Source organism: Streptomyces sp. NPDC002088 (assembly GCF_040296605.1).
Taxonomy (GTDB): domain Bacteria; phylum Actinomycetota; class Actinomycetes; order Streptomycetales; family Streptomycetaceae; genus Streptomyces.
Genome location: NZ_JBEOXO010000001.1, coordinates 131,396 through 145,515 on the forward strand (window position 1 = coordinate 131,396; position 14,120 = coordinate 145,515).

12 protein-coding genes are annotated in these 14,120 nt (G+C 70.6%); 11 read left to right on the forward strand and 1 reads right to left on the reverse strand.

The window, feature by feature from the left end:
* Positions 1–2: 2 nt before the first annotated feature.
* Positions 3–3,254, reverse strand: a complete 3,252-nt coding sequence (gene icmF / locus ABT114_RS00580) for a fused isobutyryl-CoA mutase/GTPase IcmF (RefSeq protein WP_351136998.1) — start codon at positions 3,252–3,254, stop codon at positions 3–5.
* Between the two features lie 237 nt (positions 3,255–3,491).
* Between icmF and ABT114_RS00585 the strand changes: the two genes are divergently transcribed.
* The 11 genes from ABT114_RS00585 to ABT114_RS00635 all read left to right on the forward strand — a co-directional run bounded on the left by ABT114_RS00585 (position 3,492) and on the right by ABT114_RS00635 (position 14,100).
* Entirely contained in the window at positions 3,492–4,547 is a 1,056-nt protein-coding gene (locus ABT114_RS00585) for an alcohol dehydrogenase catalytic domain-containing protein (RefSeq protein ID WP_351137000.1), read from the forward strand.
* Between the two features lie 118 nt (positions 4,548–4,665).
* On the forward strand, positions 4,666–5,454 hold the full coding sequence (locus ABT114_RS00590) for an enoyl-CoA hydratase/isomerase family protein (protein ID WP_351137002.1): 789 nt from the start codon (positions 4,666–4,668) through the stop codon (positions 5,452–5,454).
* 5 nt (positions 5,455–5,459) lie between these two features.
* Positions 5,460–5,840 carry a Zn-ribbon domain-containing OB-fold protein gene (locus ABT114_RS00595; protein ID WP_351137004.1) on the forward strand — a complete coding sequence of 127 codons (381 nt, stop codon included), beginning with the start codon at positions 5,460–5,462 and terminating at the stop codon, positions 5,838–5,840.
* A complete protein-coding gene (locus ABT114_RS00600; RefSeq protein ID WP_351137006.1) occupies positions 5,837–6,982 on the forward strand; it encodes a thiolase family protein in 1,146 nt (381 codons plus the stop codon). Before ABT114_RS00595 ends, ABT114_RS00600 begins: the two co-directional genes overlap by 4 nt.
* Before the next feature lie 30 nt (positions 6,983–7,012).
* On the forward strand, positions 7,013–8,215 hold the full coding sequence (locus tag ABT114_RS00605) for an acyl-CoA dehydrogenase family protein (protein WP_351137008.1): 1,203 nt from the start codon (positions 7,013–7,015) through the stop codon (positions 8,213–8,215).
* Positions 8,212–9,186, forward strand: coding sequence for a phosphotransferase family protein (locus ABT114_RS00610; RefSeq protein ID WP_351137010.1), 975 nt, complete (start codon positions 8,212–8,214; stop codon positions 9,184–9,186). Before ABT114_RS00605 ends, ABT114_RS00610 begins: the two co-directional genes overlap by 4 nt.
* A gap of 132 nt (positions 9,187–9,318) precedes the next feature.
* Positions 9,319–10,575 (forward strand): acyl-CoA dehydrogenase family protein, encoded by a 1,257-nt coding sequence (locus ABT114_RS00615; RefSeq protein WP_351137012.1) that lies wholly within the window; start codon positions 9,319–9,321, stop codon positions 10,573–10,575.
* On the forward strand, positions 10,572–11,348 hold the full coding sequence (locus tag ABT114_RS00620) for an SDR family oxidoreductase (RefSeq protein WP_351137014.1): 777 nt from the start codon (positions 10,572–10,574) through the stop codon (positions 11,346–11,348). Before ABT114_RS00615 ends, ABT114_RS00620 begins: the two co-directional genes overlap by 4 nt.
* Positions 11,345–12,130, forward strand: a complete 786-nt coding sequence (locus ABT114_RS00625; protein WP_351137016.1) for an SDR family NAD(P)-dependent oxidoreductase — start codon at positions 11,345–11,347, stop codon at positions 12,128–12,130. The genes ABT114_RS00620 and ABT114_RS00625 overlap by 4 nt, the downstream gene beginning before the upstream one ends.
* Positions 12,127–12,921 carry an enoyl-CoA hydratase/isomerase family protein gene (locus ABT114_RS00630; protein WP_351137018.1) on the forward strand — a complete coding sequence of 265 codons (795 nt, stop codon included), beginning with the start codon at positions 12,127–12,129 and terminating at the stop codon, positions 12,919–12,921. The genes ABT114_RS00625 and ABT114_RS00630 overlap by 4 nt, the downstream gene beginning before the upstream one ends.
* Positions 12,922–12,951: 30 nt before the next feature.
* A complete protein-coding gene (locus tag ABT114_RS00635; protein WP_351137020.1) occupies positions 12,952–14,100 on the forward strand; it encodes an acetyl-CoA C-acetyltransferase in 1,149 nt (382 codons plus the stop codon).
* Positions 14,101–14,120 lie beyond the last annotated feature (20 nt).

The following is a 14,120-nucleotide window of genomic DNA, read 5'->3' on the forward strand; positions in this document are numbered from 1 at the left end:
GGTCAGACGTTGCGCCGGTAGGCGCCGCCCACCTCGAAGAACGCCTCGGTGATCTGCTGCAGTGAGCAGACCCGCGCGGCGTCCATCAGCACGGCGAAGACGTTCTCCCCGTTGGTCGCGGCGCGCTTGAGGTCGGCGAGGGCGACGCGGGCCGCGTCCTCGTGGAGGGCCTGGAAGTCGTGGACGCGGGCGAGCTGGGACTGCTTCTCCTGCTCGGTGGCGCGGGCGAGTTCGACGACGGGCGCGCCCTGCCCGTCCTCGGCGTGGGGGTTGCGGAAGGTGTTGACGCCGATGATCGGCAGCGTTCCGTCGTGCTTGCGCTCCTCGTACAGCATCGACTCGTCCTGGATACGGCCCCGCTGGTAGCCGGTCTCCATCGCACCGAGCACACCGCCGCGCTCGCTGATCCGCTCGAACTCGGTCAGCACCGCCTCCTCCAGCAGGTCGGTGAGCTCGTCGATGATGTACGAGCCCTGCAGCGGGTTCTCGTTCATCGCCAGGCCCCACTCGCGGTTGATGATCAGCTGGATGGCCAGGGCCCGGCGCACGGACTCCTCGGTGGGGGTGGTGACCGCCTCGTCGTAGGCGTTGGTGTGCAGGCTGTTGCAGTTGTCGTAGAGCGCGATGAGGGCCTGCAGCGTGGTGCGGATGTCGTTGAAGTCCATCTCCTGGGCGTGCAGGGAGCGGCCCGAGGTCTGCACGTGGTACTTCAGCTTCTGGCTGCGCTCGTTGGCCCCGTAGCGGTCGCGCATCGCCACCGCCCAGATGCGGCGGGCCACCCGGCCCAGTACCGAGTACTCCGGGTCCATGCCGTTGGAGAAGAAGAACGAGAGGTTCGGCGCGAAGTCGTCGATGTTCATGCCGCGGGCCAGGTACGACTCGACGTACGTGAACCCGTTGGCGAGCGTGAACGCGAGCTGGCTGATCGGGTTCGCCCCGGCCTCGGCGATGTGATAACCGGAGATGGAGACCGAGTAGAAGTTGCGTACGTCCTGCTCGATGAACCACTCCTGGATGTCGCCCATCATGCGCAGGCTGAACTCCGTGGAGAACAGGCAGGTGTTCTGGCCCTGGTCCTCCTTGAGGATGTCGGCCTGGACCGTGCCGCGTACGCTGCGCAGCACCTCGGCCCGGATGTCCCTCGCCTGCTCGGGGCCGGGCGTGTGGCCGTGCTCGGTGGCGTACGCGTCGAGCCCCTGGTCGATGGCGGTGTTCAGGAAGAACGCGAGGATCGTCGGCGCCGGACCGTTGATCGTCATGGAGACCGAGGTGGTGGGCGCGACCAGGTCGAAGCCGTCGTACAGCGCCTTCATGTCCTCCAGCGTCGCCACCGAGACGCCCGAGGTGCCGACCTTGCCGTAGATGTCGGGGCGCCGGTCGGGGTCGCGGCCGTAGAGAGTCACGGAGTCGAAGGCCGTGGACAGGCGGGTCGCCTCGCCGCCCTGGGACAGGAGCTTGAAGCGGCGGTTGGTACGGAACGGGTCGCCTTCCCCGGCGAACATCCGGGCCGGGTCCTCGCCCTCCCGCTTGAAGGGGAACACCCCCGCCGTGAACGGGAACGAGCCCGGCAGATTCTCCGCCCGCAGAAACCGCAGCAGCTCCCCGTCATCGGCGTAACGCGGCAGCGCCACCCGGGGGATCCGGCTGCCGGACAGCGACTCGCGCACCAGGCGGGTGCGCAGCTCCCGGCCGCGCACGGTGAACACCAACTCGTCGCCGGAGTAGGCCTGTACGGTCTCGGGCCACTGCTTCAGCGCGCGCCGGGCATCCTCGTCGAGCCGTTCCCGCGCCTCGTTGAGCAGCCGGTCGACGTCGGCGGTCGGCGCCGGCAGGGCCGCCAGTTCGTCGCGGACCGCGGTCACTCGCTGCACCCGTCGTGCGGCCTCGACCTGGTCGAGAGTGTGCGCGTGGTACGTGCGCACCGTCCCGGCGATGTCGGCCAGATAGCGCGCCCGGGACGGGGGCACGATCTGCGCCGCGCCACTGGAGTGACGAACCGACACCTCGGGCAGGGCGCCGGGACGCGTCGTCAGGCCGCGCTCGCTGAGGAGATCGCGCAGATGCTGGTAGAGCGCGGTGACGCCGTCGTCGTGGAAGGTCGCGGCGCTGGTGCCGAACACCGGCATGTCGTCGGGGCGGGAGCCGAACGCTTCCCGGTTGCGGACGAGTTGGCGGCCGACGTCGCGCAGGGCGTCCTGGGCGCCGCGCCGCTCGAACTTGTTGATGGCGACGACGTCCGCGAAGTCCAGCATGTCGATCTTCTCGAGCTGGGAGGCCGCACCGAACTCGGGTGTCATGACGTACAGCGACACATCCGCGTACGGCACGATCGCCGCGTCTCCCTGGCCGATGCCGGGTGTCTCGACGATGACCAGGTCGTAGCCGGCCGCCTTGCAGGCGGTGATCGACTCGCCGAGTCCTTCGGGGAGTTCGCTGCTGCCGCGGGTGGCCAGTGAGCGGAAGAAGGTCCGGTCGCCGTCGAGGGAGTTCATCCGGATGCGGTCGCCGAGCAGGGCGCCGCCGCCGCGCCGACGAGTCGGGTCCACGGCCAGTACGGCCACCCGCAGCGTGTCCCGCTGGTCGGTACGGAGCCTGCGGACGAGCTCGTCGGTGAGCGAGGACTTGCCGGAACCGCCGGTGCCGGTGATGCCGAGCACCGGCACCTGGCGCGCCGTGGCTGCCTTCTCCAGTGCCCGCAGGTCGGCGGCCGACAGGGTTCCGGCCGCGGCCCCGGACAACAGCCTGGCCAGCGCCGGACGTTCACCGGCCAGCAGCCGCCCGACCTCGGCGGGCGCCTCCTCCCACGGTGCGGTGTCGCACGCCTCGATCATCGCCTGGATCATGCCGACCAGGCCCAGCCGCTGCCCGTCCTCCGGCGAGAAAATCCGTACGCCCGCCTGCGAGAGCCGCTCGATCTCCTGCGGCACGATCACCCCGCCGCCCCCGCCGAACACCCGCACATGCCCGGCGCCGCGCTCGCGCAACAACTCCACCAGGTACTCGAAGTACTCGATGTGACCGCCCTGATAGGAGCTGACGGCAACCCCTTGGACGTCCTCCTCCAAGGCGGCGTCCACCACCTCGCTCACGGAGCGGTTGTGTCCGAGGTGGATCACCTCCGCGCCCTGGGCCTGCAGGATGCGCCGCATGATGTTGATCGAGGCGTCATGGCCGTCGAAGAGGCTGGAGGCAGTCACAAAGCGGACGGGATGCTGAGCGCGGTACGACCGCGCCGCGGAGTTGCCGACGGACATGTGCACTCCAGACTGCGCCCTGCCCGCGTCGACAGGGGGCGGATACGGATTGGACCGGGTCGAAGTCGATGGTCTGGCAAGGAGATGCCAGCAGGCGAGGCCGGTCTGAGCAGACGTGCGCAGACCCCCTCCATACTGAACCGAAGTAGGTGTGGGACTCAAGCATACGCATTGAAGTCAATTCAGTTTGGTGGCAGTCTCGAGGGCGTTGCACGACAGCGACCCCGAGGAGGAACGATGCTGGCCGCCAGGTTGTACGGAGCCAAGGATCTGCGGATCGAGGAGATGCCCGAACCCGAGCCGGGGCCGGGTGAGGTGAAGATCCGCGTGGCGTACGCGGGGATCTGCGGTACCGATGTGCACGAGTACTTCGAGACGCCCCGTGCCACGCACGAGCCCAACCCGCTGACGGGTGCCACCCTGCCGCAGACCTTGGGACACGAGTTCGCCGGAACCGTGGTGGCCTGCGGCGACGATGTGGACAGGGTCGCGCCAGGCGACCGGGTCTGCGTACGGCCGATCCGGACCTGCGGGGTGTGCGCACGCTGTACGGCCGGGCTGTCCCATCTGTGCGCGTCCTTGGCCGCGATCGGGGTGACCGCTCCCGGCGGCGGACTCGCCCAGTACGTGGTCGTGCCGGCCGACTCCCTGCATCGGCTGCCCGATGGCCTGTCGCTCGAACAGGGCGCCCTGGTCGAGCCCATGGCGGTGGCCCTGAACGCTGTCGAGCGGGCCCGTGTGCGCGCCGGCGGCAGTGCCCTGGTGGTGGGCGCCGGTGCGGTCGGCATGGGTGCGCTGTTCGCGCTGAAGGCGCACGGCGTCCACGACGTGCTCGTGGTGGAGCCCTCGCCGTCCCGTCGGGCGGCGGCCGAACGGCACGGCGCCCGTGTACTCGACCCCGGCGCTGTCGACGTGGTCGAGGAAGTGATGAGTCATACCCGGGGCCGGGGAGTGGACGCCGCCATCGAGTGCGCGGGGCGGCCGGAGGCGCTGAACGCGGCCATCCGCTCGGTGGCCGCCCAGGCGTCGGTCGTGATGGTGGCCCTGTATTCGGGGCCGGTCGCCATCGACGCCTCCGTCGTGCGCCTGGCCGAACTCGCCCTGCTCGGCTCCGAGGCGTACCCCGACGGTGTCTTCGAGCGGGTCATCGAGCACATGGCCGCCGGGCACTACCCGACGGACGGCTGGCTCGACCACATCCCGCTCGGCGACACCCTCGCGGGGCTGCACGACGTCCGCGACGGGCGACGGGTCAAGGTCCTCGTCGACATCCCGGCGGACAGCGGGAGTTGACCCGGGGCGGGGGCCGGTGCGTTCCACTGAACCAATTTCGATCCGGGGCTTGACAGTGGATCACCAGCTCCCCAAACTCGTAATGAATTCAGTTCAGTTTGAACCGGAGGGATCAGAGATGGCAGTGGAAGACGAGATCCAGTTCGAGCGCGACGGTCATGTCGCCCGTGTCTGGCTCAACCGCCCGTGGAAGAAGAACTGCGTCACGGTGCCGATCCTGGACCGGCTCGACGAGATCATCACCGAGGTCGACGAGGACCCCGAGCTGCGGGTCCTGGTGTTCCGCGGTCGCGGTGGCACCTTCTGCTCGGGCTTCGACCTGGACAGCCTGAAGGCGGACTTCGTCGGCAAGTCGAACGCCATCGACGTCGCGGTCAAGTCCGCGAAGGTGTGCGACCGCCTCTACTCGATGAAGACCCCCTCGGTCGCGGTCCTGGAGGGCTACGTCACCGCCGGTGGCTTCGAGATCATGATCTCCTGTGACTTCGCGATCGCCGCGGACGACGCCAAGATCGGCGATTTCCACATCCGTCGCGCGCTGTTCGGCGGGGCCGGCCCGATCTACCGGGTGCCGCGCATGATCGGAATCCGCAAGACCAAGGAGCTGATGCTCACCGGCAAGCTGCTGTCCGGCGTCGAGGCCACCGAGTTCGGCCTGATCAACGACCACGCGCCGACCGAGCAGCTGGACGAGAAGGTCGAGGAGTTCATCTCCCACCTCACCGACAAGAGCCCGTTCACGATGTGGCTCACCAAGATGACCATCGACCGCAGCCTGGACGCCGACACGCAGTCGCTGATGGTCATGGAGCACCTCGCCGTGGGCGTGGCTCTCAACTCCGAGGATGCCGCCGAGGGTGTCTCGGCGTTCCTGGAGAAGCGTGAACCGAAGTGGCAGGGGCGCTGATCCGGATGACCACGGATCCGCGGAGTCCGGCCGCCGGGCTCCAGGGCTCACGCTGCTCAGGCTGCTCGGTGGCGGTCTACCCCGCGGACGACGCGTGCCCGCGCTGCGGGGGGCCGGCCGACCGGGCGGTTCTCAAGGGCGCGGGCACGCTGTGGACCTGGACCATCCAGCGATACGCGCCCAAGTCCCCGCCCTATCAGGTACCGCCCGGCGGCTTCGAGCCGTTCGCGCTCGGCTACGTCGAGTTGGAAGAAGGCGTACGGGTGGCGGCCGTACTCGAGGTCGACGACATCGACGAGGTCCGGATCGGCATGCCCCTCACGGTGACCGCCGAAGACGGGGTGCCCCGGGCCCGCCCCACGATCCACCGCGAGGAGGGCTCATGAGCACCGACGTCCTGATCTGCGGCGCCGGGCGCACCCCGTTCGGCCGGTCGGAGGCGAGCGGCCGGCAGCTGGCCGTCAGCGCGGTGCACGCCGCGCTGGCGGACGCCGGGATCGAGTGGTCGCGGGTGCGGGCCGCGTTCGGCGGCAGCGACAGCGCCGGGCTCGCCGACACCCTGGTGTCCCAACTCGGTCTGACCGGACTGCCGTTCGTGAACGTCAAGAACGGCTGCGCCACCGGCGGCAGCGCACTGATCTCCGCCGTGAACGCCATCCGCTCCGGCATGGCGGACGTCGTCCTCGCCGTCGGCTTCGACAAGCACCCGCGCGGCGCCTTCGACCCACGACCCGAGGACTGGGGCCTGGGCGAGGAGTACGGCAGCGACGGACTGATGGTCACCACGCAGTTCTTCGGCATGAAGATCCAGCGCTATATGCACGACTACGGGATCACCCCGCAGACTCTCGCGCTGGTCGCCGAGAAGGCGTACCGCAACGGTGGCCTGACCCCCGAGGCGTGGCGACGCAAGCCGGTGTCCGCCGCGGAGATCCTGGACTCCGGCATGGTCAGCGACCCGCTGACCCGCTACATGTTCTGCTCCCCGGGGGCGGGCGCGGCCGCGCTGGTGCTCTGCTCGCCCGAGGTCGCCCGCACCCTGGACGGCCCGTCGGTCACCCTGCGTTCGGCGGCGGTACGCACCCGGCGCTTCGGTTCGTTCGAGGTGTTCAGCCCCTGGATCCCCGGCGGCGAGCTGACCAGCGTCAGCCGCGACGCCTCGGCCGCCGCCTTCGAGAAGGCGGGGGTCGGCCCAGGCGACGTCGACGTCTGTCAGCTGCAGGACACCGAGAGTGGCGCCGAGGTCATGCACATGGCCGAGTGCGGATTCTGTGCGGACGGCGAGCAGGAGCGGCTGATCGCCTCCGGTGTCACGGAGATCGGCGGCGCGCTGCCGGTCAACACCGACGGCGGCTGCATCGCCAACGGCGAACCCATCGGCGCCTCGGGGCTGCGCCAGGTCTACGAGGTCGTCCAACAGCTGCGCGGCCGGGCCGGCGAACGCCAAGTTCCCGGCGAACCCAGGGTCGGCTTCACCCATGTGTACGGCGCACCGGGCGTGAGCGCCTGCACGGTGCTGTCCCGCTGAATGCCCCGCTGAATGGAGGTGCAGGAAGAGATGAGCGGTAGCCCGGAACCCGAGGAGTTCCGCGCGCAGGCCCGACAGTGGCTGGCCACGGCCACCCGGCCGCGCGCCGCCGACGGGGAGTGGGGCAGCGGCTCCGACTCCGTCGCCGTGTTCGAGAACTGGACCGAGCAACAGGAGCGCGAGCACACCGCCCGCACCCAGGAGTGGGAACGCACTCGCTACGACCAGGGGTGGGGTGCGCTCAACTGGCAGACGGCGTACGGGGGACGTGGTCTACCCGCGTACTACGAGCAGCTCTACCGCTCCGAAGAAGCGGCCTTCGACGTGCCGCACCGCACCGAGATCTTCCCGGTGACGCAGCAGCTCGTCGCCCCCGCGATCGGCATCTGGGGCACCGAGGAGCAGAAGCAGCGCTGGCTGCGGCCCATGCTGCGCACCGACGAGCTGGCCTGCCAGCTGTTCTCGGAGACCGAGGCAGGCTCGGACCTCGCCGCGGTGCGCACGAAGGCGGTGCGCGACGGCGACAACTGGGTGCTGCAGGGGCACAAGGTGTGGACCTCCGGGGCCACGGTCGCGACCTGGGGCGTAGCGGTATGCCGCACCGACCCGGACGTACGCAAGCACGCCGGCATCACCGTCTTCCTGGTGCGCATGGACTCGCCGGGCGTGACCGTACGGCCCATCCAGCAGATGACCGGCGGCGCCAGCTTCAACGAGGTCTACCTCGACGGCGTGGTCGTGCCCGACACCGACCGGCTCGGACCGGTCGGCGAGGGCTGGCGGGTCACCCTCAGTGTGCTGGCCGCCGAACGGCTCGACTCCGGCAACCTCGGACTGGACAACGCCGACCGGGCGCTGGACCTGGCCAGGAACCTGCCCCGCCCGCTCACCGGAGGCGAACAGCGGCAGGCCGCCGACCTCTACGTCCGCGCCCTCGTACAGCGGCTCATCGGACTGCGGGTGACCGGCGCCCTCGTCGCCGGACGCGAGCCCGGCGCGGAAGCCTCGGTCGGCAAGCTCTACGCCACCGAGACCATGCGGCGCACCAGCGATCTGGTGTCGGAGCTGCTCGGTCCGCGCCTCGTCGCCGATACGGGGGAGTGGGGCACGTACGCCTGGACGGAGCATCTGCTGGGCGCGCCCGGCTACAGCATCGCCGGCGGCACCGACGAGATCCAGCACAACATCCTCGCCGAGCGCGTGCTCGGCCTGCCCAAGGAGCCCGTCCGATGAGCACGGCCACCCAGGTGTCGGAGCTGGCCGTGCGGGTCCGCGACCGTCTCGCCACTCGACATCCCGGGGCGTCGATCGGGGAGTTGAAGACCCTGCCGGGCGGCCACTCGGGGCTGACGTATTCGGTCACCGCGGGGGACGCGAGGTACGTCGTCAAGGCGGTGCCTCCGGGGCAGCGGCCCATCGGGCGCAACGACGTGCTGCGACAGGCGCGGGTGCTGGGCGCGCTCGCCGGATCCGCGGTGCCGGTTCCGGGCGTCGCCGCCATCGACGAGGCGCAGCCCGCCTGGTTCGCGATGGACTTCGCCGCCGGGGAGGCCGTCGAGCCGGTGCTCGACGAGCCCGAGGTGCCCGCCGCGACGGCGCGGACGCGGATGCTGGAGATCGCCTCCGTGCTCCGGCGGCTGCACGAGACCGATGTCCATGCGCCCGGGCTCGACGCGCCGGAACCGCTCGACGCGGTCGGTGAGCTGGAGCGGTGGAGCCGCACCATGCACGCCGTACCGGCCGAACTGCGCCCGGGAGGTGAGGAGTTGCTGAATCGTCTTGCCGAGGACGTGCCCGGTGACCTTCCCCCGGTGCTGTTGCACGGCGACTTCCGGCTCGGCAATGTGCTGTGTGTCGGCGAGCGCGCCGTCGCCGTCGTCGACTGGGAGATCTGGAGCGTCGGCGATCCGCGCATCGACCTCGGCTGGTTCCTGCTCTTCGCCGACCACCGCAACTTCCCGCAGCTGGGCCGCGAGGTGCCCGGCCTGCCCACCGAGGCCGAACTGCTGGACGCCTACCTCGACGGCCGGCCCGCACTGCCCGCCATGGACTGGTTCCGGGCGCTGGGCCGCATGAAGATGGCCGCGATCATGGGCCACAACCTGCGCCGGCACCGCGAGGGCAAGCACCACGACCCGGACCAGGAGCGACTGCCGCCCACCATCGCCGCGATGATCCGCACGGCGCGCGACATCCTCGGCTGATCCGGACCGACCACACGAGCGGACCGGCCACACGAGCGGACACGAGCGGACCGACCCCACCAGCGGGCCGACCACACACGCCACAGCACATGGGACGTACGCCGAGCCAGTCGCCGGCGAAGAGGAGCAATCGTGGATTTCGGATTCTCGCCGCGGGCGAGTGAACTCCAGGACCGTATGCGGTCGTTCATGGAGCAGCACGTCTTTCCCGCGGAGGCCGTCTACGACCGGCAGCTGGCCGAGGCGGACAACCCGCACGCGCTGCCGCCGGTGATGACCGAGCTGAAGGAGAAGGCGCGCGCCGAGGGCCTGTGGAACCTCTTCATGGCGCACGGCGACTGGGGCGCGGGACTCACCAACCTCGAGTACGCACCGCTCATGGAGCTGGCGGGCCGCTCGATCATCGGCCCCGAGGTGTTCAACTGCTCGGCGCCCGACACCGGCAACATGGAGCTGCTCGCGCTGTACGGCACGCCCGAGCAGCAGGAGCGCTGGCTGAGGCCTTTGCTGGAGGCGGAGATCCGCTCCTGCTTCGCCATGACCGAACCCGAGGTCGCCAGCTCCGACGCCCGCAACATCCGGACCCGCATCACCCGCGACGGCGACCACTACGTCGTCAACGGCCGCAAGTGGTACACCTCCGGGATCCTCGACCCCGACTGCAAGCTGATCATCCTGATGGGCAAGACCGACCCGGACGCGCCCACTTACCGGCAGCAGAGCATGCTGCTCATCCCCCGGGACACCCCGGGCGTCACCGTCGTGCGCGACCTGCCCATGTTCGGCTACACCGACCGGTGCGGGCACGGTGAGGTGCTCTTCGAGAACGTGCGCGTACCGGTGGAGAACATCCTCGGCGGCGAGGGGGAGGGCTTCGCGCTCGCCCAGGGGCGGCTCGGCCCCGGACGCATGCACTACGCGATGCGCGCCGTCGGCTTCGCCGAGCGCGCCCTGCAGCTGATGTGCGAGCGCGCCACCGAGCGCATCGCCTTCGGCGGGCCGCTCGCCGACCGAGGCGTCGTCCGCGAGTGGATCGCCCGCAGCCGCATCGAGATCGAGCAGCTGCGCCTCCTCGTCCTGAAGTCGGCCTGGCTGATGGACACCGTCGGCAACGCCGCCGCCCGTATGGAGGTCGCCGCGATCAAGGTGGCGGCGCTGGAGGTCGCTCACAAGGTCGTCGACCGCGCGGTGCAGGCGCACGGCGCGGCGGGGGTCAGCGACGACACCGTACTGGCCCGGCTGTACGCCATCACGCGGGCGCTGCGCATCGCCGACGGCCCCGACGAGGTGCATCTGCGCACGGTGGCCCGCCAGGAGCTCGCCAAGTACAAGAAGAACGACCCTACGACCAAGCACCGGACGACCGACACGAAGGCAGGGGCAGCGTGAGCGCCAACACCCTCGACGGCAAGGTCGCCGTCATCACCGGCGGATCCCGCGGCATCGGCCTCGGCATCGCCACCGCGTACCGAGCGGCAGGCGCGCACGTGGTGATCGCAGCCCGCAAGGCGGCCGGACTCGCCGAGGCACGCGAGGAGCTGCTCCGCGTCAAGGGCGACGGCGACCTTCACACCGTCGTGGCCAACGCCGGCGAACCCGACCAGGCCGAGGCCTGCATCGACGAGACCATGACCCGTTTCGGCCGGGTCGACATCCTGGTCAACAACGCGGCGACCAACCCCTACAACGGCGATCTGCTCGACCTGGACCTGCCGCGTGCGGAGAAGACCGTCCGCGTCAACCAGTACGGCATGATCGCCTGGACCCGCTGCGCCTGGCGGGCGTGGATGGCCGAGCACGGGGGAGCGGTGATCAACATCGCCTCCGTCGGCGGGCTGATCGTCGACCCGCACATCGGCTACTACAACGCCACCAAGGCCGCCATGCTCCATATGACCCGGCAGCTCGCCTACGAACTCGGCCCGCGGGCACGGGTGAACGCCATCGCCCCGGGGCTGATCAAGACCGAACTGGCGCGTGCGGTGTGGGAGGTCCGCGAGCCCATCCTCACCGCCAAGCTGCCGATGCGGCGCCTCGGCACGGTGGAGGACGTGGCGAACGCCGCGCTGTTCCTCGCCTCCGACGCCTCCTCCTGGATGACCGGCCAGACGCTGGTGCTCGACGGCGGCGCGACCGCCCTGCCGATCGGGGTGGACGAGTGAGCGCGCCACGACCCGCCTCCGAACTGTTCTCGCTGGAGGGCCGGACGGCGATCGTCACCGGCGCCTCCGCGGGGCTCGGCGCACGCTTCGCCGCTGTCCTCGCCCAGGCCGGCGCCACCGTGTTCGCCGCGGCGCGCCGCATCGACCGGCTGAAGGAACTCGCCGACTCCGACGCGCGCATCCACCCGGTCGCCTGCGACGTCTCGCTGGAGGCCGACCGTACGAGGCTGGCCGAGACGGCGCTGACCACCACCGGCCGCATCGACATCCTGGTCAACAACGCGGCCACCTCCGGCGAGACCCGCGCCGAGGACGAGTCCTCGGACGCCTTCGCCGACGTCCTCGGCGTCAACCTCACCGCGCCCTTCCACCTCGCCCGGCTCACCGCCGAGGCGCCCGCCCCCGCCGAGGCCCCCGCCACGGGCAAGAGCATCATCAACGTCTCCTCCATCCTCGGCCTGGTCTCCGCCGCCCCCCTCGGCGGCGCGAGCTACTCGGCGTCCAAGGCCGGACTGATCGGCCTGACCCGCGAGTTGGCCGGACAGTGGGGCCGTGGCGGAACACGCGTCAACGCACTCGCCCCAGGCTGGTTCCGCACCGAGATGACCGCGGACCTCTTCGGCGACGAGCGCTCCAGCCGCTGGGTCGAGCGCAACACCCTGCTGCGGCGCGGCGGCGACGGCCACGAGCTCGACGGTGCGCTGCTGTTCCTCGCCTCGGACGCCTCCTCGTACTGCACCGGGCAGGTCCTGACCGTCGACGGCGGATGGACGGCGCGATGAGGGTGGGCATCGAGATCCAGGACGACGGCCTCGCCCGCGTCACCCTGCGCCGGGGCGAGGCGGGCAACGCCATCGACCTGGAAATGGCGCGCGGACTGCTCGACGCGGCACGGGTCTGCGAGCGTGAAGCCGTACGGGCCGTGCTGCTCACCGGCGAGGGGAAGTCCTTCTGTGTCGGCGGCGACCTCAGGGAGTTCTCGAAGCTTTCCGGGGAGGCGCTGGAGAAGCACCTCATCGCGGTCACCGACGCGCTGCACGACGCGCTGCGCACGTTCGCCGCGCTCGACGCGCCCATGGTGGCCGCTGTGCAGGGAGCCGTGGCGGGGGCGGGTATCGGCCTGGCCGCGGCAGCCGATGTGACCCTCGCCGCCGACAACGCCTCGTTCACCGCCGCCTACACCGGCATCGGCTACTCGCCGGACGCCGGAGTGAGCTGGTCGCTGCCCCGCCTCATCGGACCCAAGCGGGCCCTGGACCTGCTGCTGACGAACCGCCGGATACCGGCAACGGAAGCCGCGTCGATCGGACTGGTGAGCCGGGTCGTCGCACCCGACCGACTGGCCGCCGAGGCCGCGCAGACGGCCGAGGCTCTGCGTCGTGGCTCCACCGCCGCCTTCGGCGCCACCCGCCGGCTCGTCGCCTCCGGTCTGACCTCGGACCTCGGCCCGCACCTGGACCGAGAGGCCCGTGCGCTGGCCGCCGCGGCGGCCTCCGACGAGGGGCGTGAGGGCGTCGCCGCCTTCCTCGCAAAGCGGGCGCCCGAGTTCACGCGCTTCCCGCCCAGGACCTGATCCCGTACCCGAAAACCCATGGAGCCCACCGTGTCGGAAGCATTCATCGTCGGAGCCGTCCGCACCCCCGTCGGCCGCCGCAAGGGCACGCTCAGCAGCGTGCACCCCGCTGATCTCGGCGCACATGTGCTGCGCGCCCTGCTGGAGCGCACGGGCGTCGACCCGGGCGCCGTGGACGACGTGTACTTCGGGTGTGTCAGCCAGATCGGCGCACAGACCGGAAACCTCGCACGCACCGCATGGCTGTCGGCGGGACTGCCCCAGCACGTACCCGGCACCACCATCGACCGCCAGTGCGGCTCCTCCCAGCAGGCCGTGCACTTCGCCGCCCAGGCAGTCGGCTCCGGTGCGGCCGACCTGGTGGTCGCCGGTGGTGTCGAGGTGATGAGCCTGGTGCCCATCGCCAGCCCGATGTTCGTCGGTGAACAGGCCGGTATGGGCAGTCCGTACGCGGGGGACGGCTGGCGCGAGCACTTCGGGGAGCAGGAGGTCTCGCAGTTCCGAGGGGCCGAGCTGATCGCCGAGAAGTGGGGCATCTCCCGCGAGGACATGGAGCGGTTCGCGCTCACCAGCCACCAGCGGGCCCTCGCCGCTCAGGCCGACGGAGCCTTCGACGACGAGATCGCCCCGGCCTTCGGGCTCACCGCCGACGAGGGCCCGCGCGCCGATACCACGCTGGAGAAGATGGCGGGCCTGAAGACCCTCACCGAGGACGGCCGGCTGACCGCCGCCGTCTCCAGCCAGATCTCCGACGGCGCCGCCGCCCTGCTGATCGCCTCCGAGGAGGCGGTGCGCCGCCACGGCCTGACCCCGCTCGCGCGCGTGCACACCATGGCCGTGGTCGGCTCCGACCCGATCCACATGCTGACCGGTCCGATCCCCGCCACCGAGAAGGTCCTGGACAAGGCCGGTCTTTCGATCGACCAGATCGACCTGGTCGAGATCAACGAGGCCTTCGCCTCGGTCGTCCTCGCCTGGCAGAAGGAGATCGGCGCCGCTCAGGAGCGGGTCAACGCCTTCGGCGGCGCCATCGCGCTCGGACATCCGCTCGGTGCCACGGGCGCCCGCCTCATGACCACGCTCGTTCACCAGTTGCGCAGGACCGGTGGGCGCTACGGTCTGCAGACGATGTGTGAGGGCGGCGGCATGGCCAACGCGACCGTTGTCGAAAGTCTCTGACGCATCTCTGCCGCCCCCGA